At 65.9% G+C, this 24,557-nt stretch carries 29 protein-coding genes and 2 pseudogenes; 6 read left to right on the top strand and 25 right to left on the bottom strand.

Annotated elements, in window-relative coordinates; genetic code table 11:
* Window positions 1–17: 17 nt before the first annotated feature.
* A complete protein-coding gene (locus tag B3T59_RS03790) occupies window positions 18–1,370 on the bottom strand; it encodes an anaerobic C4-dicarboxylate transporter family protein (protein WP_005206458.1) in 1,353 nt (450 codons plus the stop codon).
* 400 nt (window positions 1,371–1,770) lie between these two features.
* Here B3T59_RS03790 and B3T59_RS03785 point away from each other — a divergent pair, with 400 nt between their 5' ends.
* Window positions 1,771–2,610, top strand: coding sequence for an MFS transporter (locus B3T59_RS03785; RefSeq protein ID WP_287001522.1), 840 nt, complete (start codon window positions 1,771–1,773; stop codon window positions 2,608–2,610).
* Window positions 2,611–2,642: 32 nt separating this feature from the next.
* On the opposite strand, the gene B3T59_RS03780 is transcribed toward B3T59_RS03785, so the two are convergent.
* From B3T59_RS03780 to B3T59_RS03705, 16 genes are all read right to left on the bottom strand, one after another.
* Window positions 2,643–2,828: a hypothetical protein gene (locus tag B3T59_RS03780; protein ID WP_049698283.1), complete on the bottom strand. Its 186-nt coding sequence runs from the start codon at window positions 2,826–2,828 to the stop codon at window positions 2,643–2,645.
* Window positions 2,829–2,916: 88 nt separating this feature from the next.
* The gene (locus B3T59_RS03775; protein WP_287001521.1) at window positions 2,917–3,261 is read right to left on the bottom strand and encodes a DUF4189 domain-containing protein; all 345 of its coding nucleotides are present in this window, start codon (window positions 3,259–3,261) and stop codon (window positions 2,917–2,919) included.
* A 1,351-nt stretch (window positions 3,262–4,612) separates the two neighbouring features.
* Window positions 4,613–5,086 carry a hypothetical protein gene (locus B3T59_RS03770; RefSeq protein WP_251721662.1) on the bottom strand — a complete coding sequence of 158 codons (474 nt, stop codon included), beginning with the start codon at window positions 5,084–5,086 and terminating at the stop codon, window positions 4,613–4,615.
* A 14-nt stretch (window positions 5,087–5,100) separates the two neighbouring features.
* Entirely contained in the window at window positions 5,101–5,985 is an 885-nt protein-coding gene (locus tag B3T59_RS03765) for a major capsid protein (RefSeq protein WP_287001520.1), read from the bottom strand.
* A gap of 14 nt (window positions 5,986–5,999) precedes the next feature.
* Window positions 6,000–6,377 (bottom strand): capsid cement protein, encoded by a 378-nt coding sequence (locus B3T59_RS03760; protein WP_287001519.1) that lies wholly within the window; start codon window positions 6,375–6,377, stop codon window positions 6,000–6,002.
* Window positions 6,378–6,529: 152 nt separating this feature from the next.
* A complete protein-coding gene (locus tag B3T59_RS03755; protein WP_287001518.1) occupies window positions 6,530–7,042 on the bottom strand; it encodes a head maturation protease, ClpP-related in 513 nt (170 codons plus the stop codon).
* Window positions 7,043–7,057: 15 nt separating this feature from the next.
* The gene (locus tag B3T59_RS03750) at window positions 7,058–7,453 is read right to left on the bottom strand and encodes a helix-turn-helix domain-containing protein (protein WP_287001517.1); all 396 of its coding nucleotides are present in this window, start codon (window positions 7,451–7,453) and stop codon (window positions 7,058–7,060) included.
* Window positions 7,450–7,731, bottom strand: a complete 282-nt coding sequence (locus tag B3T59_RS03745; protein ID WP_287001516.1) for a hypothetical protein — start codon at window positions 7,729–7,731, stop codon at window positions 7,450–7,452. The genes B3T59_RS03750 and B3T59_RS03745 overlap by 4 nt, the downstream gene beginning before the upstream one ends.
* A gap of 139 nt (window positions 7,732–7,870) precedes the next feature.
* Window positions 7,871–8,017: a hypothetical protein gene (locus B3T59_RS03740; protein ID WP_287001515.1), complete on the bottom strand. Its 147-nt coding sequence runs from the start codon at window positions 8,015–8,017 to the stop codon at window positions 7,871–7,873.
* Window positions 8,014–8,358 carry a hypothetical protein gene (locus tag B3T59_RS03735; RefSeq protein ID WP_287001514.1) on the bottom strand — a complete coding sequence of 115 codons (345 nt, stop codon included), beginning with the start codon at window positions 8,356–8,358 and terminating at the stop codon, window positions 8,014–8,016. The genes B3T59_RS03740 and B3T59_RS03735 overlap by 4 nt, the downstream gene beginning before the upstream one ends.
* The gene (locus B3T59_RS03730) at window positions 8,355–10,298 is read right to left on the bottom strand and encodes a DNA primase family protein (RefSeq protein WP_287001512.1); all 1,944 of its coding nucleotides are present in this window, start codon (window positions 10,296–10,298) and stop codon (window positions 8,355–8,357) included. Before B3T59_RS03730 ends, B3T59_RS03735 begins: the two co-directional genes overlap by 4 nt.
* Entirely contained in the window at window positions 10,295–10,651 is a 357-nt protein-coding gene (locus B3T59_RS03725) for a hypothetical protein (RefSeq protein ID WP_287001511.1), read from the bottom strand. Before B3T59_RS03725 ends, B3T59_RS03730 begins: the two co-directional genes overlap by 4 nt.
* Window positions 10,652–11,197 carry a hypothetical protein gene (locus tag B3T59_RS03720; protein ID WP_287001510.1) on the bottom strand — a complete coding sequence of 182 codons (546 nt, stop codon included), beginning with the start codon at window positions 11,195–11,197 and terminating at the stop codon, window positions 10,652–10,654.
* The gene (locus B3T59_RS03715) at window positions 11,198–11,380 is read right to left on the bottom strand and encodes a hypothetical protein (RefSeq protein WP_287001509.1); all 183 of its coding nucleotides are present in this window, start codon (window positions 11,378–11,380) and stop codon (window positions 11,198–11,200) included.
* Complete coding sequence (locus tag B3T59_RS03710) at window positions 11,377–11,694, bottom strand: hypothetical protein (protein ID WP_287001508.1); 318 nt, start codon at window positions 11,692–11,694, stop codon at window positions 11,377–11,379. Before B3T59_RS03710 ends, B3T59_RS03715 begins: the two co-directional genes overlap by 4 nt.
* On the bottom strand, window positions 11,691–11,930 hold the full coding sequence (locus tag B3T59_RS03705) for a helix-turn-helix transcriptional regulator (protein WP_287001507.1): 240 nt from the start codon (window positions 11,928–11,930) through the stop codon (window positions 11,691–11,693). Before B3T59_RS03705 ends, B3T59_RS03710 begins: the two co-directional genes overlap by 4 nt.
* Before the next feature lie 93 nt (window positions 11,931–12,023).
* On the opposite strand from B3T59_RS03705, the gene B3T59_RS03700 reads away from it, so the two are divergent.
* Both B3T59_RS03700 and B3T59_RS03695 read left to right on the top strand, forming a co-directional pair.
* A complete protein-coding gene (locus B3T59_RS03700) occupies window positions 12,024–12,560 on the top strand; it encodes a helix-turn-helix domain-containing protein (protein ID WP_287001506.1) in 537 nt (178 codons plus the stop codon).
* Window positions 12,560–13,732 (top strand): tyrosine-type recombinase/integrase, encoded by a 1,173-nt coding sequence (locus tag B3T59_RS03695; protein ID WP_287001505.1) that lies wholly within the window; start codon window positions 12,560–12,562, stop codon window positions 13,730–13,732. The genes B3T59_RS03700 and B3T59_RS03695 overlap by 1 nt, the downstream gene beginning before the upstream one ends.
* A gap of 32 nt (window positions 13,733–13,764) precedes the next feature.
* On the opposite strand, the gene glnA is transcribed toward B3T59_RS03695, so the two are convergent.
* On the bottom strand, window positions 13,765–15,198 hold the full coding sequence (gene glnA / locus B3T59_RS03690) for a type I glutamate--ammonia ligase (protein WP_251722468.1): 1,434 nt from the start codon (window positions 15,196–15,198) through the stop codon (window positions 13,765–13,767).
* Between the two features lie 403 nt (window positions 15,199–15,601).
* Between glnA and B3T59_RS03685 the strand changes: the two genes are divergently transcribed.
* A complete protein-coding gene (locus B3T59_RS03685; protein WP_287001504.1) occupies window positions 15,602–16,099 on the top strand; it encodes an RDD family protein in 498 nt (165 codons plus the stop codon).
* Window positions 16,100–16,117: 18 nt separating this feature from the next.
* Here the strand turns inward: B3T59_RS03685 and B3T59_RS03680 are convergent.
* From B3T59_RS03680 to B3T59_RS03650, 7 genes and pseudogenes are all read right to left on the bottom strand, one after another.
* A pseudogene (locus B3T59_RS03680) lies at window positions 16,118–16,285 on the bottom strand (nuclear transport factor 2 family protein); the annotation flags it as partial.
* Window positions 16,286–16,303: 18 nt separating this feature from the next.
* The gene (locus B3T59_RS03675) at window positions 16,304–17,047 is read right to left on the bottom strand and encodes a DUF4191 domain-containing protein (protein WP_005206465.1); all 744 of its coding nucleotides are present in this window, start codon (window positions 17,045–17,047) and stop codon (window positions 16,304–16,306) included.
* A gap of 102 nt (window positions 17,048–17,149) precedes the next feature.
* Window positions 17,150–18,187 carry a lipoyl synthase gene (gene lipA / locus B3T59_RS03670; RefSeq protein WP_287001503.1) on the bottom strand — a complete coding sequence of 346 codons (1,038 nt, stop codon included), beginning with the start codon at window positions 18,185–18,187 and terminating at the stop codon, window positions 17,150–17,152.
* Window positions 18,184–18,915, bottom strand: coding sequence for a lipoyl(octanoyl) transferase LipB (lipB, locus tag B3T59_RS03665; RefSeq protein WP_005206467.1), 732 nt, complete (start codon window positions 18,913–18,915; stop codon window positions 18,184–18,186). Before lipB ends, lipA begins: the two co-directional genes overlap by 4 nt.
* An 8-nt stretch (window positions 18,916–18,923) precedes the next feature.
* Window positions 18,924–19,808, bottom strand: coding sequence for a TIGR01777 family oxidoreductase (locus B3T59_RS03660; RefSeq protein WP_251722470.1), 885 nt, complete (start codon window positions 19,806–19,808; stop codon window positions 18,924–18,926).
* Window positions 19,809–19,815: 7 nt separating this feature from the next.
* Window positions 19,816–21,603 carry a 2-oxoglutarate dehydrogenase, E2 component, dihydrolipoamide succinyltransferase gene (sucB, locus tag B3T59_RS03655; RefSeq protein ID WP_287001502.1) on the bottom strand — a complete coding sequence of 596 codons (1,788 nt, stop codon included), beginning with the start codon at window positions 21,601–21,603 and terminating at the stop codon, window positions 19,816–19,818.
* A gap of 198 nt (window positions 21,604–21,801) precedes the next feature.
* Window positions 21,802–23,376 (bottom strand): leucyl aminopeptidase, encoded by a 1,575-nt coding sequence (locus tag B3T59_RS03650; RefSeq protein WP_251722472.1) that lies wholly within the window; start codon window positions 23,374–23,376, stop codon window positions 21,802–21,804.
* A gap of 87 nt (window positions 23,377–23,463) precedes the next feature.
* On the opposite strand from B3T59_RS03650, the gene B3T59_RS03645 reads away from it, so the two are divergent.
* Window positions 23,464–24,114: a CHAP domain-containing protein gene (locus B3T59_RS03645; protein WP_251722473.1), complete on the top strand. Its 651-nt coding sequence runs from the start codon at window positions 23,464–23,466 to the stop codon at window positions 24,112–24,114.
* Window positions 24,115–24,172: 58 nt separating this feature from the next.
* Window positions 24,173–24,557, top strand: a pseudogene (locus B3T59_RS03640) (glycine cleavage system protein T); the annotation flags it as partial.

Here is a 24,557-nt window from a genome sequence, read left to right as displayed (position 1 = left end):
CTATCCCGGAGGCCCGGTCAGTACACCACTGCTTGTATGAGCAGGCCTGCGGCGACGGAGAACACCGCGCACAAGAGCATCGGCACCAGGAACGAGCCGTTGATCAGGAATGAGCCCTGCTTGGTCGACCCGGTCTTGTCGGTCAGGATGCAGGCCTGGCCGAGGCCACTCATCGACGCGAGTACGTTGTTGCCGACCGTGGCGCCGAGCATGCCAGCCATAGGTCCGACACCCAGACCTGCCGTGAGTGCCGCCGGGACGATGATCGCGACGGTTGCCGACTGACTCTGGATCAGCGCTGTCAACGCGAACAGGATGAAGGCGAAGAGCACGACGGACAGCCCGATGGCACTGTTGACGAACGAGACGATCTCGTCCGTGTGGTCGTTGAAAATGGTGCCCGCCAGTACCGGCACCGTGGTCAGCAACAGTGCCGCGATCAGGCCGGTACCGATGATGTCTTCCTCCAACACTCGCTTCGTCTTGATCTTGCAGACGATCATGATCAAACCGGCGACGGCGAACATGATGATCGGGATCAGGAAGGTCATCGACACGGTCGCCTCTTCAAAGGTCCCGTCGGACAGCGACTTCTCGTAGTGCGGGCGCAGAGACTGGAACAGTCCCAGTACGACACCGATGATCACGCCGACCAGGAAGATGTAGGCGCTCCACGCCGCTCGCGGCGGCAGCTCGCGATCGACCTCCTCGCCGGCCGGCCTGGGTGGTTCCACCTCGCCGGCCGCCAAGCGCCGCTGATACTCCGGGTCGTCGTCGAGATTCTTCCCCCACCGCGACATGAGCAACGAAGTCAGGATCGTCGCGATGAGTGTGCTGGGAACGGTGACGAGCAGAATCTTGCCCAGAGTGTTGCCCGTGCCCTCGGTCAGTGTGAGGAAGATGTACGTCACCGCTGCCACCGGGCTGGCCAGCAGTGCGAGTTGGGAGACGGTGGTTGCCGTCGAGAGGATTCGTTCCGGCCGGATCTTGGCCGCGTACGAGACCTCGTACATGATCGGGATCAGCGCGAAGGCGATGTTGCCGGTACCTGACAGCACGGTGAACAGCCACACCACCAGCGGTCCGACGACGGGTATCTGTGTGGGATGGGCTCGCAACGCCTTCTCGGCGATGCCGACGAGATAGTCCATGCCGCCGGCCGCAGACATCGCTGCACTGGCCGAAATAACCGCCAGCACAATGAAAATGGCGGTCAGCGGTGGGGATGCCGGCCGCAGACGCATGAACTCGACGAGGATGAAAACCGAGACGCCGGACATACCGATGAGCGCCATCGGGCCGTACTTGGCTCCTAGTGCCAAAGGGATCAGAAACAGCAGGATCTGGACGATGACGTATAGCGCGTACACGGGTGTTTCCTCCGGCCGGGCACACGGCCGCGGGCATGGGTATGTGGCTGGAGTCGAGCCACTTGAGCTCAATTCGAGATGCATGATCTTGTGTTGTTCACACACCATAAGACCAATCGCCATGGGGAATAGGCCGATCCCTTGGCGAGGCGCGGAATCGCATTGAATTAGTCACGAATCCGCGGCTGTCCGAGTCGCAGGAGTCAACGATGTTGTGCGCGTATGTATTTCGTGCCGATTGGATTTATGAATTAATTCAAATGATTCGCCGAGTGCACTCGACCCATTCACGGGATTCGGTCACGAGTTTCCTTTTCTGGCATACAGACAAAGACGCCTATTGCGCGGCAGGTCTGACCAGGCCGGTGCGGTCAAGGAGTTCGCCGCGGAAGGATGGTCGGTGGACGGGGCGGTCGCACTCGTCGTCGGACTCACGCTCGGTGCGGTCTTCGTTGCGCGTCAACGACGGCTCGACGACCCGATGATCGACCTCGACCTCTTCGACGATCGGCGCTTCTCTGTGTCGATCTGGACCAACGTCGTGTGTATGTTCGCGCTGCTCGGGAACTCGATCATCGTGACGCAGTATCTGCAGTCGGTGCTCGGCTACTCGCCGCTGAAGGCCGCGCTGTGGAGTATCGCGCCCAGCGCGCTGGTCGCTGTGGCCGCACCACTGGCAGCCGTCGCCTCGGTGCGATGGGGCAGACCGACGGTGATGATCGCCGGATTGCTGACGGGAGCAGCAGGATTCGGGGTGCTCGCGGGATTGCTCGGGGTGCACACGCTTCTCGTCGCACTGATCGGGTCGACGTTGCTCGCGACGGGGATCGTTTCGGCATCGTCGGTGATCGCCGACTACGTGATGGGTGTCGCGCCTGCCGACCGTGCGGGTGCGACGTCGGGACTGTTGGAGACGTCGAGCGAACTCGGTGGAGCGGTCGGTATCGCGCTGCTCGGAAGTGTGCTGAACCTGGTGTATCGCATGGCTTTTCCGGCGCAGCCGGCAGTCGGGGAGGCGGGCACGAGCCTCGCGGGCGCAACGGCAACCGCGCGACATCTCGACGAGGACCGGGCATCGAGTGTGCTCGATGCCGCCCGCGGAGCTTTCGTCGATGGGGCGTCGGCCGCGGCGTGGGTTGGCTGCGGAGTGCTTCTGGCCACGGCGCTGCTCGTGGTCTGGATGACGACGACGTCGGACATGCAGGCCACCGACAAGAGCGTGAACGAACAGGTGGGGTGACTCAGGAGCAGTGACAGCTCAGGAGCAGTGACTCAAAAGACTTCGATCTTGACGCCGACGTCGACGATCATGTCGGTGCGGCTGTCGGAGCTGTGTGCGAGTTCGATGAGTCGCTGGGTTTCGCCGTGGGGCACCTGCTTGCGTACGACGGCCTTGATCCCGTCGATGCTGATGCGGTCACCTGGCACGAGATCTTCAACAAAAAGCATGCGGGTCATGACCAAGAGATTACGTGTAGTTGGCACTTGGTGTGAGGGTACGAAGGCCCCATTACCCCCTGTGAAGTGCATCACCACGGCAGCGGAGTCAGCCCGCGTTGGTGGTGCAGTGACTGAAGATCACCTTCGGCGAACCACCCGTCAGCCTCGTGGTGGCCGCGTCGCTGGCGGCCTGTTCGGTTGTAGCCCACGCCCATCCCCACGACAGGTCGGCCTGGGATTGCACGATGGCGCCGCAGGCGTTGCGCCACCAGATAGCCGCCTGGCAACTCGATACCCCGCACTGGTCGAGAGCTTGACGCTCAGCCTCCGCCCGCGTCAGCGAGTTGACGGCATAACCTATCTGGTTGGTCTGCGTCGATACCGCGATGGCGCCGTAATAGTCGATTGCTGCGGTGGTGGGGGCTGCGGGTGGTCGGTGCGCTGTAGTCATCGGTCGTCGTGGTCGAGGTACTCGTCGACGACGCGACGGTCGACGAGTCGTCGGAGCGATTGGATGCCCAGATCACCACGCCGACCACCGCAACGATCGCGAGTATCACCAGCACTCCCACGGCCGCGAGAATGGCGACGAGCGGTCCGTTCCCGCGCCGTGGAGGCTGCGGGGGTCCCCCGAATCCTCCGGCTCCGGGACCGCCGGGACCGAACGGATACGGGCCCTGCGGTGGTGGGCCCTGGGGAGGAGGACCTTGCGGCGGCCACGGTCCGTTCGGTACCGATCCGGGGTAAGTCATGCGAACAGCATTGCACGGCGTCGTCCGTGTGCCGATGCCGAGTTCGGTTGTCGGCGTCGGGGTCTGGCCGTGTGAATGACGCCGGAACGCGCAGTCGACGACTCCCGACGCACACCGCCCGCCCGACGAGTCGTCGGGCGGGCGGTGTGCGGTGCTGTTGCGCTGGGACTCAGCAGTCGTAGTACAGCGCGAACAGGCACCTCGCTGTTTGCGATGTTGTCTCACGATGACCAACCACAGTTGGTGCTGGTAGTAGCGTTGTCGTTGTTGTCTGAATTTGGCGGTTCCTGGGGTTGCTGCGGACGATCTGCGGACGAGGGGAACCAGATGGGAGATTGCGCAGATGCCCGACACCGATCAGTGGAGGCCGTGGGAGCGCGTTGGGACACCGACTGTCAAAGTGACTGCGGATCCGTCCCGCGTTGATGTCCGCTTCAGAATCGTTCCTAAAGACGACGGACGGTGGCGCGCATACTTCGAAGACTGGCTCAGTCAGAGTGGCATCCAGGGTGGAGTTGAATCTAGCGGGATCGAAGGCCTCGGAGTGCTGCTTCAGGCGCCAGCGGACTCGTTCGAGATCGCGGTAGGGGAAGCAGACAAGGCGATCGAGTACGCGAACGAGCAGTACCGAACCATAGACCTGCCCGCTCGGAAGTCGGCCGCCGAGGCGCGTGCTGCCAAGAAAGTGCAAGCGGCGCAACGGCAGAGAGACCTGGATGAGCGGGCCGCATACTTGGCTCGACCAGTCCCTCCACTGGACTTGTAAGACGATCCTGCACGAAACTCCCAGCGGTGTCGCAAAAAAAAATCCCACTCACCGGCGAGTGGCGTGTGGGTGGGGGTCTCAGGATTTCGGGCCGGGGGTGACGCCCCCGGCTCCGCTCGGGTGAGACGGGGCCGGGGGCGTGTTGTCGGCGCTGGCGGGGTCGTGGAGCCTGTCAAGAGTGGCGCGCGGCCGGGCTCTGGTCCTGCCATACGTTCCCTGGTGGCCCTGGCGGAGGCCTGTGGTGGGCCGGGGTGTGCTTGACGCCGAGGTCGTGGGCCTGCCGGTCAGTAGAACCAGGCTGCTGGTTCGTCGAGGTTGGGTTCGGTGGCGTGGCCGATTTCGGTGAGGGGGACGGCGGTTTCGTCGGGTACGGCGGCGAGGACGTCGGCCATGCCGGGGTCGGCGCTGATGAGGTTGACCCAGTGGCCGCGGCGGGATGCGGCGATCTTGCCTTTGCGGATCGCGTCGTCGACGGTGGTCTCGACCTTCGCTTTGGCGGCTGCGGCGGCGAGGCGCCGGCCTTCGGCTGCGTCAGCTCGCAGCGAGGTGAGGGTGTCGGTGTCGACGGCCTCGAGGCCGAGGCGTTTGGCTGCTGCCGCGACAGCGGACGGCTTGCTGGTGTCGGTGTCTGCTTCGGCGTCGGCGAGGTTCTCGATGACAGCGAGGATCGCGTCGACGTCGGTGGGGTCGGTGTCGGCGGGTAGGCCGAGCAGTTCGAACAGTCGGGTGGTCTGTTCGTCGGTGAAGGTGAGTGCCATGATCGTGTCTCCTGTCAGGCCGTGAGGGTGATCTTCTTGGCGGCGTAGGGCTTGTCGACGGCGAACGCGGGCACTGCGTAGGCCTGCACGAACTTGCTGCGGGTGGCGCGGTCGTCGTACACCTCGACGGTCAGGGGGGCTTCGAATCCGACGGTGCCGACCTGTCCGGCGGCGAGCGCCCACACGGTGCCTGCGGTGATTCGTGGGTTGGAGTAGAGGGTGACGCCTGCGCTCTTGAGCATGGCGTCGAGGCCGTCGCCGTAGGCGGTGCGTAGCTCGTGGGCCTGTTCGGGGTTGACGGCGACGAGGTCGTGGCGCACACCGAGTTCCTGCAGATCGGCGGCGAGTTGCGCGGCCGAGAGGTGCGCCGAGGGTCGGTCAGCCGATGGGGTGATGTTGTCGGCGGCTCCGACGAACACGAGGTTGTCCCAGTTGCCGTCGATCGGCACGACGTTGGAGCCGGTGACCTTGGCGGACAGTTCGGCGTAGGCGCGGGTGTCGATTTTGCGGGCGATCGTGTTCGCGATCTGGGTGGTCTGCTGGTCGAGATAGCTAACGTCGTTGCGGCGGATCTGTTCGTCGGTGATCTGGAATTTGCCGCCCCAGTCCTCGACGACGGCGAGTTGCGGGTCGGGGTCGACACCTTCGACGATCTTGTATTCGTTTCCGGGCGTGCGCTTTTCGACGTCGCTGGTGTAGAAGTCGGATGCCTGGATCACGCTGTAGAGCATGCCGCCGCCCTCGACGGGCTTGCCGAGCTGGTGGAAGAACTTCGGCAGTAGCAGTTGGTCGTCGGCGAGTTTCGCGATGCGTTCCCGCAGGATGCGCGTCGGGTCCTTGAGGGCGACGTCGACAGACAGGCGCCGGCCGTTGAGTTCGGGGATCAGTGCAGATGGCATGGGTCAGGTTCCTCTCAGAGCAGGGCGATTTCGGCGTCGGTGCCCGACGCGGCGGCGGTGAGGGTGTAGCCGACGGCGATGCCGCTGGTTCGGGTGACGGCTTGGCCGTTGGCTCCGACTTCGACGTCGACACCGGCGGCGAGCGCGGCACCGGCGCGGACCTTGACGACGCCGTCGCGGGCAACTCCGACGAGTTCACCGACTGCGGCGTCGGCCTTGGCGACTCCGAACGCGCGAGCCCCAGCGGTGGGGTGGGCGACCGAGAGGGTGCCGTCGGTGGTGCGGTTGGCGGAGATCGCGACGAATCGGCGTCCGGTGACGGCGGCGGTCGCCTGGGCGGTGATGTCGCCGCCGGGGGCGTAGACGCGCGGATTGGGCAGGGTGGTGGACATGGTTACCTCGACTTTCGGTGAGCGCGGCGCCGTCGGGCGGCCGCTACGAGCACGGTTGTGCGGTGGACAGGGGTGTGAGCTGCGATCGCTGGGTTGCGTGCAGCCCTGGGGCGGATCGCGTCGACTCGGTCGGCGAGTCCTGCTGCTACGGCTTACTCTGCCGAGTACCAGGTGTCGGTGCGCATGACGGCCCGCCAGGTGTCGGCGGTGCCACCTGCTTTCTCGGCGTAGATGGATGCGATGCTGTTGGAGGCTCGTTCGAGTTGATCGGCGGTGTCTCGCAGGGTTGCGGCGTTTCCGCGCATGCCGTCGATGAGCGCGTCGTGAACCATCATTTCGGTGTTGGGACGCATCACGACTTCGTCTCCGGCCATTGCGATGAAGCTTGCGGCCGATGCTGCGAGGCCGTCGACGATGCAGGTGACCTTGCCGCGGCGTGCGCGCAGTGCGTTGTAGATCGCGATGGCTTCGAAGACATCTCCGCCTGGACTGTTGATCCGGACCGTCAGGGCTGTGGAATCGCCGAGCGCGTTGAGCTCTCGGATGAACGCTTGGGCGCCGACTGTCCGTCCGCGTCCGCGACCGATGTCGCCGAACAGAGAGATCTCGGCATGTGCACCTGAGTTCGTGATGTGGAACCACGACTCAGCCCGCGTGTCGGTCACGGTCGTGCCTCGACGTCAGGTGCGGCGGTGCTCGGCGCGTTCGAGAACGGGACCCGCCGCAAGTAGCCACCGGCCGCCGACTTTTCGAGCCGGTAGACGCCTCCGGCGCGCGAGGTCGCGGACCGCGTCGGCCGTGATCCCGAGGATCGCGGCGGACTGTGCGGTGTCGAGCAGTTCATGAGCGTGGTCTACACCCGAATCGGGTTGTGGTGCTTGTTTTCTCGCGTCTGCGTGCGTGTTGCGGGTCGGAACGCGAGATGCGGCGCGAGACAGGTGGTCGCGGACGGCGCGCAGTCGTGGTGAGGCCTGGCGGTTGGTTTCGGCGAGGACCTGCTCGTAGGCGGCGATGACGCGTAGCAGCTCGGTCGCGTCGTCGACGCCGAGCATCACACCCGCGACAGGCTCGATCATCGGGTTTCCTCGTCAGCATCGCGGACCGCGTAGAGCACCGCCAAGTGGTCGAGGAGTCTGGTCGGTTCGTCAGCGCCGCGGGGAAGCCGCGACAGCGCCCACAGCAGGGGCCGCCACAGTTCGTCGAGAGCCACGTTCTCGACGAGCGCGAGTTCGGTTGCGGCACTGTTGAAGCCGACGACATCGCCGCGGCAACCGTGCAACACGAGGCCGATGACGGCGCGGTCGATGCGCAGTTCGCGGCGCACCACGCGAGGATCACGCTCGGGAGTTGTCATTGCGGATCCCGTTGCTTGGCGACGTACTGCTCGAGGCAGGCTCGACAGGTCCAGCCGTGCTGCGAGCCGGCCGATACGCGGCACGGTCCACCGCAGCGGCGACACACATGCGGACGGTCACGCCGAGGTTGATTGTGGCTCACTGGTTCTCCTCGGTTGGTAGTTGCTCGGCGGCGTCGTGGAGCTGGTCGGCGGAGACCGACAGCAGCACCGATCCGCACCGCACCTGGACGCGGTCATTGACCCGGCGCACCCGAAACTCGGCGGAGAATCCATGGAGCCTCACGGTGCGGTCTCCTGTTGGTCTTGGTGCCACATGCAGGCGGCTCCTGGTTCGGCGACGCGTGATCTGCAGGGTCGGCCGGACGTGGTGCGGCGGTTGCAGTGGAGGTCCCAGATGCGGTCGCGGATCTCACGGGGCAGACGTCCGAGGTACTCGTGCGGAGGCCATGGGTTGCCGAGGTCGGCGTCGTGGTTGCCGAGTTCGTCGCTGACGACGAGCCAGGCGCGGCGGTGACCGGAGGTGTCGATGGCTTCGGCCGCCTCGATGCCGGGTAGCCCGTAGGGCGCGAGGTCGACACGGGTTGCGTTGTCGATGATCTGCATGTGCTCGTCGGAGTCGGTCACGGCCGTACCGCTCCGCCGCGGTGACCGACTGCTCTGTCGCGGTTGACGCGGAGGTTTTCGCTGTAGACCGGTACGGTGCGTCGTTGCTTGGGTGCTTGCTCGGTCGGGCGTGGTGGCCCGTCGGCGCATTCTTCGCACCGATCGCCGGTCTGCGCGGCCGGGAGTTCGATGGTGCATTCGGCGCAACGGCGTGGCTTCCTCACGGTGGCAGCTTTCACTTTGCGTGGGTGCTCTCTGGGTGGGTGGGCGCAGGACTCGTGGCGCCCGGATTCGCGGTCAGTGCGCAGCGACATCGGTTCGCCGCACACGTGGCACATGCCAGTTAGCGCCGACAATGCTGAAATCCCGGGGACGGTTGGGGACACTGCTTCTGACCTGCGGTTATCTGCATTTCGGTTAGGGACGGCGTTGGGGACGGGATCATCGGCTGTCCCTGATACTGTCCCCGGGGACGGGACGCTCAAAACTGCCTCTGAACTGGCGCTTTGTGGTGCTGTCCCCGATGTCCCCGAGGTTTGGGCATTGCTGGCTCTAACGGGGTCGTCATCATCGTCGGTATCGATGTCGGCGCGCAGCGCGATGCCGAGATAGTCGTACACACGTTGACCGCCCGCGCTGCGGTATCGATGGCGGGTGACTTCCGGCGCCGCGGACTGCAGATCGGCGCCGAATTTCTGCCGGGTGCCGGGATGGCGGCCGGTGTCGCGGCACCAGGCGGTCCAGGCCGACCACAGATCGTCGGTTCGGACCCGCGCGGCGGTGTGCCGGACGCAACGCTCGCGGATGAACGCCGCAGTCGGTGAGACGAGGTCTTGCAGGAGGAGCGCGGATTCGAGCGAGGAGGCAGGCATGGTGAACTCGCCGTGCCGGTGTAAACGGTCGAGTCCTTCCAACGCCCACGTGAGGATGCCGGGCAGCTCGGCCAGCAGTCGTCCGGTCAGGCCGGTGTCTTCAGATCCGAGGAACGAGCGACGCATCGTCAGCACGATCATGCGGTTGGAGATGGCACCCGAGGCGTCACCGAAGCGGGGTAGCTCGTTTGACAAGATCATGAACCGGGCAGGGAGCTTGCCCGACCACGGCTCGCGGAACTTTCGATCCACGGTCAAGAGGTCCTCGCCCGAGATAGACAGCAGCCGTTCGACAACTTGGTGGACGTCACTGCCGCCGAGGCGGGCATCGGAGACCAGTGCCAACGGTTTGCCGAGCAGCGGAGCGAGACCGAAGTTGGTCGCCAGGGACGCGAGGGTGGGGCCGGCGACATTGCGGCGTCCCAGCAACGCGGCCAGTACACGCGCGATTGTGCCCTTGCCGGATCGGGTCGGACCGACGAGAAGGAGGATCTTCTGTTGGTCGGTCCGGCCGGACAGGATGTAGCCGAACCACTGCTGGAGCGCGGCGATCGCCTGGACGTCCTCGCCCCACACAGAGTGCAGGAACCTCAGCCACTCGCGGGGCGTGGCGGCGTCGGGGTGGTAGTCGAACGGCACCGACACCTGGGTGAAGAAGTTCGGGGTGTGCTCGAGCAGGTCGCGGGTGCGGACGTCGAGCAGCCCGTTGGTCACCGACACGATCTCGCCGGGCTGGTGACGGGTCAGCACGGTTGGTGCGGTGGGCATCCACCCGGGCGCGCCGACATGCTCGGGCAGATGGCTCAGCGCGCGCAGAGCGTCAGCCACGTCGCTGACCGAGCGGCGATTCGGGTTCCACGGCTGCTCCTCACCCTTGGCGTCGAGAAAGCTCGCGCCGTCGAGAACCCCGTATAGGGCGGCGCGTAACTCGTTCTCCTCGACCTCGACCCACTGCGGGCCATCCCAACGCAGGAACGAGCCACGGTGCTGCACCAGTGTGCGGAGCCCCTCACGCTGGTAGCGGTCATCGGCGATATGCCGGGCCACTCGCATCGGCGCGCGCGGTGAATCGATCAATCGGTCTGTCATGCGGGCTTCTTCCTCCGTTGTAGATCAGGGTGGTCGCGGTCCCACTCGGCACGGTTGCGGAGCCGACGCGCCTCGGCGGCCCAGTCGGCGGCCGCGGACAAGTCGGTGGCCACCGTCTTGAGTCGTTCGCGCGCGAGGTCGTCGTCGGACCGGAGCTGTTCGGCGAGGGTCGTGGGCAACTGGTCGGTCTCGTGAGCCCAGGCGAGCGCGGCGCGGGCAATCGACGCCAACCACTGCGGGTCAGTCGGCTGCAGGGCCAACCAGTCGGCGGTGGCGAACTGTGGAGAGGGCACCAGCAACCCGGCCCGCACGATCGCGGACCGGGTTGCCGGGTAATCGATGTCGCCCAACATCTACGTCGACACCGCCAGGTCGGCCGCCGCACGGAGCACATCCGAGAGCTGCCGCGCCTCGTCGGGCGTCAGCGACAGTCCGACGTCCGCGCCCGCAGTTGCGGGCTTCGCAATCGTGAGTCCGACCATCGCAAAACCGTTGCCGTACTGCTTGGCTGCGACATCGACGCGAGCGGTCACCCAGTCGTCGTCGAGCCAACCTCGCGCGTGCGTCGCCGGGACAGATGCGATAGCCGAGCGGTAGCAACTTCCGGGGAGGCTGGTACCAATCTGGTCGCGGTCAGGATCAGCCCACACTGGCCGCGGGAACGGCATCATCCGCGCGAGGTCGCCACCATGCTGGATCAGCGTCTGAGACTTCCCCGCGGAGACCAGGTGCTGCCAGTTCGTCAACCCGGCGGGTTGCCCACAGCGTTCGTGCGCTTCATCCCAGTCAGACATGGTGTCGTCGATCCACCCGTCATCGCCCGGTCCGGCAATGATGGTGGCCTCCGCGTCGCAGTGTTCACACCGCAGGACCGTCTGCGAATCGTTCGTCTCGATCATCTAGACCACCACCGTCTGCAGCTCGAGGCGGCCGTCGGCGACGTCGCCGACGAGTTCGGCGAGCGCGAGGAGATCGTCGAGGTCGCACGGTTCGACGTGCGCCAACGAGTCCAGCAGGACATCGCGGCTGAGGTCGTCGTCGGGCAGTTCGATCGGTGGGGCTGCGGTTGTAGAGTTGGTCATGAGTTCAGTCCTCTCGTGGGGATGGATTCGATGCCCTCGGTGACGTTCTTGGTCGGATGCACCGGGGGCTTTCTCGTTGCGCGGGCGTGGTTGTCCGCGGCGTCTTTCGCGGCGAATGCGGCGTCGCGTAGCTGCTCGAACTGATCTGTGCCGCGTGCCTGGTCCATCGCAGCCCAGGCGGCGTCGGCGCGGTGGTCGAGGACCGCTTGCGCGTGCTCGACGCGCTCACACGGCCGTGTCAGCCGCATGGTGCCAAGCTCGGCGGCGCCGAGACCCGCGTCGGCGTTGTCCTCAAGCTGCTGGTAGCGGTTCACGCCGCGCCACCGCGTGTCGACTTGGCCTCCTCAGCGGCGATCCAGCGCTGAATCTCGCTGAGCCGGTACAGAACTCGTCCACGTAGTGAGAACGAGGCGGGCCCGGTGTCATTCATGCGCCAGTAGCGCAACGTGCTCTCATTCAAGAACGGAAACACCTCGACGACCTGCTTGGTCGTAAGGATCTGGTCGTCTGTAGGCGGCGGGTCGAGTTGGCTGAGTGAGTCGCGAGGCATTGCTCAATCCCTTCTGGATTTGTTGGCTAATACATAATCGATTAATCCACGACGGCGTTGGCGTGTCAAGCTGCCACGGTTTAGCGTGTTGGAATGAGTGACGACAAACCCACCGTCGAATCGACTTTCGCGGCCAACCTCAAGGCCGTGCGTGAGCAGCAGCGAATCTCTCAGGAGCAGTTGGCGGAGCGCATGTCCCGCGCGGGATATAGCTGGCATCAGGCCACGGTGTACAAGGTCGAGAGCGGCTCAAGAGAGGTCAAACTTGGTGAGGCGGAAGCGCTTTCGAAGATCCTTGGCGTATCGGTAAACGTGCTGATGCAAGAGTCGGCGGTAGCAACCGAAGTGGCAGCCATCGTGGAGGCTCACAGGCAGGTCAGGGAGAAGCGATCGAATGCTGTTCAGTCCTTGGTGGATTGGCTGTTGTCGGTTGACGGGCTGCGGTCGGCGCTTGGGATCGGAGATGATCCGTGGGGCGGACTCGCTCGAGAACAAGCGCTCGAAGCCGCTCGCGACCACTTCTCGCAAGAGGCTGTCGATGCAATGAACTCGGCGCTCGGAGAGGACGAGCAAGACATCGCACGAGCGGCGAGAAGCCGTTACGACCAAGACGGGGAGGCGCCGTTCTGATGACTCAGCGTCGTAACCGTCGGTCCGGCGTCGAGGATCGTTGGACCAAGACGGTCCGTGACGAAGCCGGAAACGAAACGCGCGTCCCGTCGGCTGCCCACGGGAAGGGGAGTCGGTGGCGGGCCCGCTACGTCGACGACCGCGGTCAGGAACACGCCAAGGGGTTCGCGCGGAAGGCCGACGCGCAAGGCTGGCTTGATGCGCAGGCCGCGGCGCTCGTCGGTGGCACGCACGTCGCGCCACGCGACGCCGCGCTCACTGTGCAGGGCTGGTGCGACCTCTGGATCGAGGGCTACAAGGTCAACCGCGAGTCGACCGTCCGGCAGGCCCGCACCCACATCAAGCACATCACGGCCGAGTTCGGCGACATGCAGCTCGCGGCGATCCGACCATCACTCGTCAAGGCGTGGGTGGCGAAGCTGCAGGCCGCGGAGATGGAAGCGAGCTACGTCTACGCGCTGCACTCACGGCTCTCGCAGATCCTCTCCGACGCGGTCCACGACGGCGTCCTCGGCCGCAACCCATGCTCGAGGCGGACCTCGCCGCGCGCCGGCAAGCAGAAGCCCTACGTAGCGACGACCGAACAGGTGTGGGCGCTACACGATGCGATCGACGACCACATGCGTGTCGCTGTCCTCCTGGGCGCGTTCGTCGGCCTGCGCGTGTCGGAGGCAGCGGGTCTCCGCGTCGAAGATGTCGACTTCATGCGCGGTGTCGTTCTGCCGGTCCAGCAGTTCGGGGGCGAGGAACTCAAGACAGAGGGGAGTAGTCAGCCGATCCCGATTCCGCAGGACCTCGTGGTGATGCTCTCGGAATCGGTGCGCCGCTATCCGAGCGCGAGCGGAATGGTCGTGACGAACGGGCTCGGCACCGACCACGCGGGACCGTGGACGATCGAGCGGGCGTTCCGCGACGCCCGCGCCAAGGTTGACGGTCTACCCGACGGGTTCAGCTTCCACGACCTCCGCCACTACCTCGCGTCACTGCTCATCGCGTCGGGCGCTGACATCAAGACGATCCAGGCGCGGATGCGGCACGCGTCCGCCCGCACCACACTCGACACTTACGGCCACCTATGGCCCGACGCAGACGAGTCGACCCGCTCGGCGATCGGAAAGGTGATCACGGAGCGGGCCGACTCGGAGAACTGCGGACGATCTGCGGACGGGTAGAGCATCACCCGCAGGTCAGAGCCAAAAAAGACTCAGCAGTCGTAGTACAGCGCGAACTCGTAGGGGTGCGGGCGGATCTGAACCGGCTCGATCTCGTTCTCACGCTTGAGCGCGATCCAGGTCTCGATCAGGTCCTCGGTGAACACTCCACCGGCGGTGAGGTATTCGTGATCCTCTTCGAGCTTGTCGATGACGGCGCTCAGCGAGGTCGGTGCCTGCGGGATGCTCTTGGCCTCCTCGGGAGGAAGCTCGTAGAGATCCTTGTCGACGGGCTCGTGCGGCTCGATCTTGTTCTTGATGCCGTCGAGTCCGGCCATCATCATCGCGGCGAAGGCGAGGTACGGGTTGCCCGAGCTGTCGGGGCAGCGGAACTCGAGGCGCTTGGCCTTCGGGTTGTTGCCCGTGATCGGGATACGCACACAGGCCGACCGGTTGCGCTGGCTGTAGACCAGGTTGATCGGAGCCTCGTAGCCCGGCACCAGACGCTTGTAGGAGTTGACGGTCGGGTTGGTGAACGCCAGCAGCGACGGAGCGTGGTGCAGGATGCCGCCGATGTAGTAGCGAGCCAGATCCGACAGGCCCGCGTAACCGGCCTCGTCGTGGAACAGCGGCTTGCCGTCCTTCCACAGCGACTGGTGAGCATGCATGCCCGAGCCGTTGTCTCCGAAGAGCGGCTTCGGCATGAAGGTCACCGACTTGCCGTTCGCCCATGCGGTGTTCTTGATGATGTACTTGAACAGCAGCACGTCATCGGCTGCGTGGAGCAGCGTGTTGAACTTGTAGTTGATCTCGGCCTGGCCGCCGGTGCCCACCTCGTGGTGGCCACGCTCGAGCTCGAAGCCCGCGTTGGTCAGGTTGGTCGACATCTCGTCGCGCAGATCGACGTAGTGGTCGTACGGCGCCACCGGGAAGTAGCCGCCCTTGGGGCGCACCTTGTAGCCGAGGTTCGGCGAACCGTCGGGGTCGACGGGCGAACCGGCATTCCACCAGCCCGACTCGGACTCGACCTCGTAGTACGTGCCGTTCATCTCCGAGCCGTAGGACACGCCGTCGAAGATGTAGAACTCGGCCTCTGCACCGAAGAAGCAGGTGTCGGCGATGCCGGTGGAGGCCAGGTAGTCCTCGGCCTTACGGGCGACGTTACGCGGGTCGCGGCTGTAGGCCTCACGAGTGAACGGGTCGTGGACGAAGAAGCTGACGTTCATCGTCTTGGCCTTGCGGAAGGGATCGATCTGAGCAGTTGCCGGGTCGGGCAGCAGCATCATGTCCGACTCGTTGATGGACTGGAATCCTCTGACAGACGAACCATCGAAGGCGAGGCCGTCTTCGAAGACGCTCTCGTCGAACGCCGTCGCCGGGATGGAGAAGTGCTGCATCACGCCGGGCAGGTCGCAGAATCGGATGTCGACGTACTCGACACCTTCCTTCTTGATGCCCTCGAGTAGTTCTTCTTTGCTGCTGTACACCGTGCGGTGACTCCTTCACTATTTCGCCGGCGGGTGGCCACGAGACGGTCACCCGACACGCTCGTCCGCCACCGAGAGACAGCAGCGGATCTCAGCTCAGACCGTATGGATCGGACGTTGCCCGCGCGTCAAGGACGTGTTTCTCCTGTGTTACACACCGCGGACGTGGGACACCATAACTATTCCTGATTCCGGCCTTGCGCGCGTGGTGAATCTGACCACTCGTCGACCATGCGTACCGATGCTCGACGGTGAGCGCCGGTGCCGTCGTGTGCGGGGCTGCCGGTCTTCTCCTGTGCGGGGCATACACTGACGTGCAGAGACGAGCGCGCTGCACCGCTCGTCGGGCGTAAATTCCGGCGGGGTTCACCCCGTCGGCGGACGAGGAGAGAGGGTGCCTGCGATGGGTCGCGCTACCGGATCATGGCTGTCGGGGCCGCAGGCCGGCCAGGACGTCGACGTCGAATACCGTGGCGCCGACCTCGGGCTTCCCGAGACCGGTCCGGGTTCGCTCGCGGGTGGCTGGCATCGCGTCGCCGGATTGATGGTCGACTGGCTGATCGCGGGTGGACTCTCGTTGTTGTTCGTCCGCTTCGGTTCACCCGACATGGGCACGGTCATCCTGGCGGTGTGGTTTGTCGTCGGTGTCGTCACGGTGACGTTGTTCGGCTTCACGCCGGGGCAATTCGCCGTGGGTACACGGGTGGCCCGCGTCGACTACGGCCCCGATCGCACCTCCGCGGAGGTCAGCGGCTCCGAGCACTTCGCGGCAGTGGGCCCGATCCGTGCGCTGGCGCGCCAGGTGCTCATCGTGTTCATCGTGCCCGCGCTCATGAACGACTACAACGGCCGCGCGCTGCATGATCGCGCGACCGGCACGGCGATGATCAGGAGTCGCTGAGCTCTGCCGTCGCCTGTTGCGAATCCGATCGAACTGGGCGCCCATCGCCTCGGACAGTGCGACTGCCGCTGACAGTGGCCGCACCATCACCGTGAAGTCGACGATTCTGCCGTCGTCGTCGAGGCGGAGGAAGTCGCAACCGGACACGGTCTTGCCCGACACCTTTGCCTCGAACAGCAGTGCATGGTGGTGGTGCGGACCGCCTCAGCTACGACGACGCGCGGTGCGCTGCATGCTTCGCGTCTTCGCGTTCGCGGGCAGCGGGCCCTTCGGCATCGCGGGTCCGGAGCCGCGGCTGCTCAACGCGCTGAGCCGCCCTTCGAGGGCGTCGATGCGCTTGCCGTCGATGTTGCGGGGCAGCTTGTTGAGGTGGCGTTCGAGCTTGGAAAGCGGTACCTGGTCGTCGTCGTTGCCGACGTACACCTCGTAGATGGGGGTGTCGCCGACGACGCGTGCAGCCTTCTTCTTCTCCTGTGCCAGCAGCGAGCGCACCCGTGTGGGAGAACCCTCGGCGACCAGGATCACGCCGGGCTTGCCGATCACGCGATGCACGGCGTCGAGATGGCTGGTGCCCGCGACGGCCTGGCTGACCCGCCACTGTCCGCGCATGTTGCCCAACGCCCAACCGGCCGCGCCGGGTTGCCCCTCGGCACGCGTGTACACGGTCTTCTGGACACGACGCCCGAACAGCACGAACGCGGCGAGCAGTCCGAGGATGACGCCGACCGGGATGAACAGCCACGGGCTACCGAGCACGAGACCGAGAACGACGAACACCGCGACGACCAGCAGGAAGACGCCGACCATGTACGGGATGAGCCGCTTGTCTTCTTTACGCTGCATCTGGAACGCCTGCCAGAGCTGCGTGTAACGCTCGCGCGAGGCCTTACGACGAGCCTTTTTCGCCGCGGCCTTTTCCTCTTTGCTTGCTGCAGACGCCTTTGCCATGCCCTCTAGGATACGTCCGACCACCGACCGGCACGCCGGGGGTTGGCCGAGCACTCAGGCGTCGGCGTTTGCGGCGCTGACGGGGTGGGCGCTCGTCGGAAATCAGTGCGCGAGGCGGGAGAGGACGCTCGACGCTTCCTGGCTCGCCGACCCCTCGGTGGCGAGATGAGCCATCGCGGCGGGGATTTCGCGGTTGTGGTGAGCCATCGCCTGCGCGTAGAGTCGCCCGGCGCGGTACGACGAGCGGACCAGCGGTCCGGCCATCACACCGGCGAATCCGACCTCGCGCGCGAAGTCGGAATGCTCGACGAACTCCTCCGGCTTCACCCACCGCTCGACGGGATGGTGCCGCGGCGAGGGGCGCAGGTACTGCGTGATGGTGAGGATGTCGCAGCCCGCCTCGTGTAGGTCGACGATGGACTCGCGGACCTCTTCGGGCGTCTCACCCATGCCGAGGATCAGATTCGACTTGGTGACGAGCCCGAAATCGCGAGCCTGGGTGAGGACGTCGAGGGAGCGCTCGTACCGGAACGCGGGCCGGATGCGCTTGAAGATGCGGGGGACGGTCTCGAGATTGTGTGCCAGCACCTCGGGACGTGCGTCGAATACCTCGTCGAGGAGCTCGGGCTTGGCGTGGAAATCGGGGATCAGGTTCTCGACGCCGGTGCCGGGGTTGAGGCGGTGGATGGCTCGCACGGTCTCGGCGTAGAGCCAGGCGCCCTCGTCGGGGAGGTCGTCGCGTGCGACGCCGGTTATCGTCGAGTACCGCAGGCCCATCGCCTGCACACTCTCGGCAACGCGGCGGGGTTCGTCGCGGTCGAGTTCTGCCGGCTTACCGGTGTCGATCTGGCAGAAGTCGCAGCGTCGGGTGCACTGTTCGCCACCGATCAGGAAGGTGGCCTCGCGGTCTTCCCAGCACTCGTAGATGTTGGGGCATCCCGCTTCTTCGCAGACCGTGTGCAGCCCTTCGCGTTTCACGAGTCCCTTGAGCTCCGAATATTCGGGGCCCATCGTCGCGCGCGTCTTGATCCACTTGGGTTTGCGTTCGATCGGGGTCTGCGCGTTGCGGACCTCGAGACGCAGCAGCTTGCGGCCGTCGGGGGCGGTGGGTGTGGAGGCTTGTGAATCAGACACGGTCACCGCACCGATGCTACGCCCGGCTCGACGGTCGACTGCGGGTCCGTTACACCGATCACATCGGCGCCGACGTCGCGGTGGTCGAACGCCGAGCGCACCGCGTCGACGACGTCGACGAGCACTTCGTCGACGGTGATCTCGTGGCCCGCTTCCAGCGCGAGCGAGGTGACGCCGGCGTCGGCGATGCCGCAGGGGACGATGGCGTCGAATGCGCTCATGTCGGGGTTCACGTTGAGTGCGAACCCGTGCAGGGTGATTCCGCGCGCCACGCGGATACCGATCTGGCCGAGTTTGCGTTCGCCCGCGTCGTCGCTGACCCACACTCCCGACCGGCCGTCGACGCGTCCGGCGGTGACGCCGAACCGCGCACAGACCGCGATCAGCGCCGACTCGATGCGTCGTACGTAGTCGACGACGTCGAGCGGCTGCGCGAGAGCGACGATCGGGTAGCCCACGAGCTGGCCGGGGCCGTGCCAGGTGATGCGCCCACCGCGGTCGACGTCGACGACGCTCGCGCCGTTCGTCGGCAGGTCGGACGGCTCAGTGCGTTTGCCCGCCGTGTACGTGGAGGGGTGTTCGAGTAACAGGAGGAGGTCGTGGTCGAGCGTGCCGTCGGCACGCTCGGCAGCGAGTGCGTGTTGGGTCTCGTACGCGTCTTGATAGTCGACGACGCCGAGGGTGCGTACCTCGAAAGGAGTCTCAGAATCCGTACGGATGGATTCGCGTGGCATGGGGAGCCCTACCGATTCGCGTAGGCCAGTCCGGAGTCGATGTCCGGGTGGGTGAAGGTGAAGTCGTTGTCGCTGAGCACTCCTGGTGCAACGCGCTGACTGAACAGAATCATTTCCTGCGCCATCTCGCCGCCCACGAGCTTCGCGGCAAAACCGGGCACTCGCGCGAGTGTCGGACGGTGCACGGCCCGACCGAACGCCGACACGAAGTCGGCGAACGGTACTGCGCCGGGAGCCGCGAGGTTCACCGGTCCACTGATCGTCGACGAGAGGAGAAACTCGATGGCGCGGATCTCGTCGACAAGCGTGATCCACGAAAAGTATTGGCGCCCACTCCCGATGGTGCCGCCGAGGCCGAGTTTGAACAGAGGCCGCAGCTTGCCGAGCAGCCCGCCGGAGCCGGAGAGCACCGGAGCTGTGCGCAACAACACGACGCGAGTGTTCTCGCCCGCGTTGCGCACCGCTGCGTCCTCCCAGTCGACGACGAGGTCGGCGAGGAAACCGCTTCCCGGGCCGTCGGACTCGATCGCCGCGTGTTCGCCGGTGTCGCCGTAGTAGCCCGACGCACTGGCGCTGAGAAAGGTGGGGACTCCCGCCTTCCGCACGGCTTCGGCGATCACCTCGGTCGGAGTGATCCGGGTGTCGCGCAGCTCCTGTTTGAACCGACCCGTCCACAACTGGTTGCCCACCCCGACCCCGCCGAGACTGACCACGGCGTCGACACCGTCGAGGGCTTCGGCCGGGACCCCGAGAGTCTCGGGGTCCCAACCGAATTCGTCGTCGGACAGTGGTTCGTGACGAACCAGGCGTCGGACAGTGTGGCCGGCATCGGTCAGCGAGGTGACCAGAGCCGAACCGATCAGCCCGTGGGAACCCGCGACGGCAATCAGCATGCGAGCCTTACAGCCCGAGTTCCGCTGCGAACTCGCCCTCTTCGAGGCGCTTCTTGATGGTCGTCAGGAAGCGGCCCGCGTCGGCGCCGTCGATGAGGCGGTGATCGTAGGTCAGCGGGAAGAACGACATCGAGCGGACCGCGATCGACTCCGAACCGTCGTCGCCGGTGATCACGACCGGACGCTTGACGATCGCGCCCGTGCCGAGCATCGCTGCCTGCGGCGGAACGAGGATCGGTGTGTCGAAGAGCGCGCCCTGGCTGCCGATGTTGGTGATGGTGAACGTGCCACCCGCGAGCTCGTCGGGCTTGAGGCCGTTCGAGCGAGCGCGTGCCGCGATGTCGGCGATGGCACGCGCCAAACCGGCGAGCGAGAGGTCGTCGGCGTTGTGGATCACCGGGGACAGCAGTCCGTTCTCGGTGTCGACGGCGATTCCGAGATGCACCTTGTCGTAGTAGGTGATCTCCTTCTTCTCCTCGTCGATCGACGCGTTGACGTTCGGGTGCGCCTTGAGCGCCTCGACGACGGCCTTCGCGATGAACGGCAGGTAGGTGAGGTTCACACCCTCGGCCGCCTTGAACGACTCCTTGGCAGCCTTGCGCAGGGTCGCGACCTTCGACATGTCGATCTCGAAGACCTGGGTCAGCTGTGCGCTCTCCTGTAGGGACTCGCGCGTCTTCTTCGCCGTGATCTGCCGGATGCGGTTGATCTTCTGCGTGGTTCCACGCAGCTTGGCTAGCTCGGGGCGGACCTCGGGTCCGTGGCCCGACGGGCTCGACGCCGCGGCAGCAGCCGGCGTCGACGACGCGGCAGGAGCAGCAGCGGGTGCGGGAGCCTTCTTGGCCTCTGCCGCCGCGAGCACGTCCTGCTTGCGGATACGGCCTCCGACACCGGTGCCCTTGATGGAGTTGAGGTCGATGTCGTTGTCGGAGGCCAACTTACGGACCAGTGGGGTCACGTACGGCGTGGATTCGACGGTCGGTGGATCGGAGGGTTCCTTGGCCGCGGGGGCGGTGCTGGCCTTGGCGGGCTCGGGTTCCGGAGCAGCCTTTTCAGGCTCAGGCTCTGGCTCCGGTTCGGGCTCGGACTCTGCCTTGGCGGGCTCGGGCTCCGGCTCGGGTTCGGGCTCGGGAGTTGCGCCGGCCGCGGACTTGTCGCCGATGACCGCGAGCTTGCCGCCGATCTCGACGACATCGTCTTCGTTGGCGACGATCTCGATCAGTGTGCCCGCGACAGGAGACGGGATCTCGGTGTCGACCTTGTCGGTGGAGACCTCGAGAAGCGGCTCATCTTCGGCGACCTCGTCGCCGACCTGCTTGAGCCAGTTGGTGACGGTGCCTTCGGTGACCGACTCACCGAGCTCCGGCATGAGGACATCGGTTCCGGATGTCGATCCGCTCGGCGCCGCCTGCGCGACGGGCTTCTCGGCGGGGGCGTCGGCGTCGGTTGACGGCGCCTCGGGCTCCTGCTCTGGTTCTGCGGCCTGCTCGGGCTCGGTGCCGGCAGCCGAATCGGAATCGCCCGACGAATCGGAATCATCCGACGGTGCTTCCTCGCCCGCCTCGCCGATGACTGCCAGTTCGCCGCCGATCTCGACGACGTCGTCTTCATGGGCGACGATCTTCGTCAGCACACCTGATGTCGGAGCGGGGATTTCCGTGTCGACCTTGTCGGTGGAGACTTCGAGCAATGGCTCGTCGGCCTCGACGGTGTCTCCCTCCTCCTTCAGCCACCGCGTGACTGTTCCTTCGGTGACGCTTTCACCAAGGGCTGGCATCTGGACGGAGAAGGCCATCGTTGTTGACTCCTCGACTCGACATACGTGTCTGGGTTATGTGTGGTCTGTCGCGGTGGTGTGTGCGCCTCCGGGACACGGGCGTCGGCGGGTGGCCGATGCCCACGCGCTAAACCCTACCCGCCACCGGCCCGCGCCATGTGGCGTGTCGACGCAACTGCGTTGGCGAGTCGGGGACGGTGGCGGATAGGGGTGCGCTCAGCCGTTCTCGGCGATGTCCTCGATCACGCGCGCGATGGTGCGGACCGGGACGCCGGTTCCGCCCTTGGGGGTGTAACCCCACGGCGCTCCGGAGTTGAAAGCCGGTCCGGCGACGTCGATGTGGGCCCACTGCACGCCGTCGGCGACGAACTCCTTCAGGTACAGGCCCGCGGCGAGCATGCCGCCGTTGCGGTGGTTGGTGACGTTGGCGAGGTCGGCCACTCGCGACTTCAGGTCGGCGCGTAGCTCCGCGGCGAGCGGCATCGGCCACGCGTTCTCGCCGACTTCCTGCGAGAGTTCGGCGACGCGGTCGCGGAACTCCTCGGTGCCCATCACACCCGGTGTACGTGCCCCGAGTGCGACCATCTGGGCGCCGGTGAGCGTCGCGGTGTCGATGAGGTAGTCGGGTTCGTCCTCGCATGCGCGCACGATCGCGTCGGCAAGGACCAGGCGGCCCTCGGCGTCGGTGTTCAAGACCTCGACGGTGGTTCCGCCGTACTGGGTGAGTACGTCGCCGGGGCGCTGCGCGGTACCCGACGGCATGTTCTCGGCCATCGGCACGGTCGCAGTGACCGAGACGTCGACGTCGAGGCGAGCGGCCAGGATGGTGGCCGCGATGACGGCGGCGGCACCTCCCATGTCGGAGGTCATGTGATCCATGTTGGCTGCGGGTTTGATCGAGATGCCGCCGGTGTCGAAGGTGATCCCCTTGCCGACGAGGGCCACCTTTTTGGCGTCCTTCTTTCCCGTGTGCGTCAGCCGGACCAGTCGCGGCAGGCGTGAACTGCCCTTGCCGACGCCGATGATGCCGCCGTACCCGCCCTTCTCCAGCTCCGTGTCGTCGAGGATCTCGACCTTCAAGCCGACTTTGCTACCGAGATAGCGTGCGCGCTCGGCGAACTCTTCCGGGTAGAGGTGGCTCGGCGGGGTGTTGACGAAGTCGCGGGCGATCGCGGTGGCATCAGCGACGGCGACGGCGTGGTCGAGTTGCGCGGTGGCGGTTTTGCCGGTGTTCTCGACGAGCAGGCGCACCGTGGTCGGCGGAGTCTTTGTGGGAAGCGTTTTGGCGGAACGGAATTCGTCGAACCGGTATGCGCCGAGGAAGAAGCCCTCGGCGACGGGCTCGATGCCTCCGGCGGCGAGAGTGGTGGCGACTCGCTCGCGACCGTTCAGTGCACGGGCCACGATGCCCGCGGCCTGGCGGAGCTTCTCGGGATTCTCGACGTCGTCGGACGAGCCGAGGCCGACGGCCACCACGGCGTCGACGCCGAGCGACTCAGGTGCGGGAACGGTGGCCACATCACCGTGTGCGCCGCTGGCGCCGACCGCGACGAGCGCATCGCTGACGGCCGACGCCTGCGCGTCGTCGAGGAGCCCGTCGCCGATGAACAGGGTGGGCGCCGCGTCGAAGTCCGTGTCCTTGGAGTCTGTGTTTTTGGAGTTCGGGTCCTCGGGGTTGGGACTCTCGGGTGATACGAGCCCGATGACGAGCACCTCGTCGTTCTTGTCGAGGGAGGTTGCCAGTTGGATCTTGGGACCGCGTGTCCGGTCGACGCTCTCGTTCTTACTCACCCGCTCAACTCTGCCACGTCATTCCGCGGACCGACACGATCTCCCCAGAGCGGGTCCGACACCGGCAACCCTGCTTAGAGTGACCCGATGAGCGTGGGTACGACGAGGCGCACCGGGCAGCGCGCGACGGCCGGGGTTGCCACACGTCGTCGTCGATGGTGGTTCGTCGCGGTGGTCGTGGTGGTGATCGTTGCCGGGGCGGTGGTCGGACTACGCGCCGCTTCCGGCGACGACGATCCGCTCTCGCGTGCCGACGCGAAGGTCGGCGTGGGTTCGTCACGGCAGGCGTTCCCCGCGGTCGACACCAGCGGAGCGGACCCGGTGCGCGCGCGGATCGTCGACGTCGTGCACTCCGAGTACGACCGCAACGCGGCGGGCACGACGTACTCCGAGGGAGTCGACGAATCGTGGTGCGCCGACTTCGTCAGCACGGTGATGCGCAAAGCCGGTGTGCCGTTTGACAATCCGATCTCCGGATCATGGCGAATCCCCGGCGTCGCGACGCTGACCGATTATCTGCACGCGAGCGGGCGGTGGCGTGCGGCCTCGCGGGTGCCCGCCGCGGGCGACATCGTGCTCTACGACAAGCCCAGTCACTTTCGTCAGCACACGAACATCGTCGTCGCGCGTGACGGCAACGTCGTGACGACGGTGGGCGGTGCCGAAGCGCAGGGGATCACGGTCGACCACTTCGATCTGCGGACGGTCGAGGGCGTGCAGGGCTATGGCGTCCCTTGAGTCGGCCGTCGTGTCGTGCGAGGTGCGCGGGCTCGACGTGGATCGGTAATCTGCCCGCATGACCGAATTGCTCGCCGGACCCATCGCCGACCGCCACTACGCACTCGGTGCCACCTTCGCCGAATTCGGTGGATGGCACATGCCCGTCTCATATGCGGGCACCGTCGCGGAACACAACGCCGTTCGCGAGGCCGTCGGGATCTTCGATGTGAGTCATCTCGGCAAGGCGCTCGTGAAGGGTTCTGGCGCAGCAGATTTCGTCAACTCGACACTCACGAACGACCTCGGGAAGATCCACGCGGGCAAGGCGCAGTACACACTGTGCTGCAACGAGTCCGGGGGAGTGGTCGACGACCTCATCGCCTACCTCGTCTCCGACGACGAAGTGTTCCTGGTTCCCAACGCCGCGAACACCGCGAAGGTCGTCGCCGCGCTGCAGGCCG

This window comes from Gordonia sp. UBA7860 (assembly GCF_002500165.1).
Taxonomy (GTDB): Bacteria; Actinomycetota; Actinomycetes; order Mycobacteriales; family Mycobacteriaceae; genus Gordonia; species Gordonia sputi.
The sequence above is the reverse complement of the archived record's forward strand: the minus strand, read 5'-3'. Positions and strand labels throughout refer to the sequence as shown.

Coding starts and splice junctions, on each gene's coding strand:
- B3T59_RS03700 (WP_287001506.1), top strand. CDS start 12,024: ATGAGTGACGACAAACCCACCGTCGAATCGACTTTCGCGGCCAACCTC.
- B3T59_RS03760 (WP_287001519.1), bottom strand. CDS start 6,377: ATGTCCACCACCCTGCCCAATCCGCGCGTCTACGCCCCCGGCGGCGAC.
- B3T59_RS03750 (WP_287001517.1), bottom strand. CDS start 7,453: ATGATCGAGCCTGTCGCGGGTGTGATGCTCGGCGTCGACGACGCGACC.
- B3T59_RS03780 (WP_049698283.1), bottom strand. CDS start 2,828: ATGACCCGCATGCTTTTTGTTGAAGATCTCGTGCCAGGTGACCGCATC.
- sucB (WP_287001502.1), bottom strand. CDS start 21,603: ATGGCCTTCTCCGTCCAGATGCCAGCCCTTGGTGAAAGCGTCACCGAA.
- B3T59_RS03765 (WP_287001520.1), bottom strand. CDS start 5,985: ATGCCATCTGCACTGATCCCCGAACTCAACGGCCGGCGCCTGTCTGTC.
- B3T59_RS03725 (WP_287001511.1), bottom strand. CDS start 10,651: ATGTTGGGCGACATCGATTACCCGGCAACCCGGTCCGCGATCGTGCGG.
- lipB (WP_005206467.1), bottom strand. CDS start 18,915: ATGCCACGCGAATCCATCCGTACGGATTCTGAGACTCCTTTCGAGGTA.
- B3T59_RS03775 (WP_287001521.1), bottom strand. CDS start 3,261: ATGACTACAGCGCACCGACCACCCGCAGCCCCCACCACCGCAGCAATC.
- B3T59_RS03695 (WP_287001505.1), top strand. CDS start 12,560: ATGACTCAGCGTCGTAACCGTCGGTCCGGCGTCGAGGATCGTTGGACC.
- B3T59_RS03770 (WP_251721662.1), bottom strand. CDS start 5,086: ATGGCACTCACCTTCACCGACGAACAGACCACCCGACTGTTCGAACTG.
- B3T59_RS03660 (WP_251722470.1), bottom strand. CDS start 19,808: ATGCTGATTGCCGTCGCGGGTTCCCACGGGCTGATCGGTTCGGCTCTG.
- B3T59_RS03730 (WP_287001512.1), bottom strand. CDS start 10,298: ATGACAGACCGATTGATCGATTCACCGCGCGCGCCGATGCGAGTGGCC.
- B3T59_RS03715 (WP_287001509.1), bottom strand. CDS start 11,380: ATGACCAACTCTACAACCGCAGCCCCACCGATCGAACTGCCCGACGAC.
- B3T59_RS03645 (WP_251722473.1), top strand. CDS start 23,464: ATGAGCGTGGGTACGACGAGGCGCACCGGGCAGCGCGCGACGGCCGGG.
- B3T59_RS03705 (WP_287001507.1), bottom strand. CDS start 11,930: ATGCCTCGCGACTCACTCAGCCAACTCGACCCGCCGCCTACAGACGAC.
- B3T59_RS03685 (WP_287001504.1), top strand. CDS start 15,602: ATGGGTCGCGCTACCGGATCATGGCTGTCGGGGCCGCAGGCCGGCCAG.
- B3T59_RS03745 (WP_287001516.1), bottom strand. CDS start 7,731: ATGACAACTCCCGAGCGTGATCCTCGCGTGGTGCGCCGCGAACTGCGC.
- B3T59_RS03675 (WP_005206465.1), bottom strand. CDS start 17,047: ATGGCAAAGGCGTCTGCAGCAAGCAAAGAGGAAAAGGCCGCGGCGAAA.
- B3T59_RS03720 (WP_287001510.1), bottom strand. CDS start 11,197: ATGATCGAGACGAACGATTCGCAGACGGTCCTGCGGTGTGAACACTGC.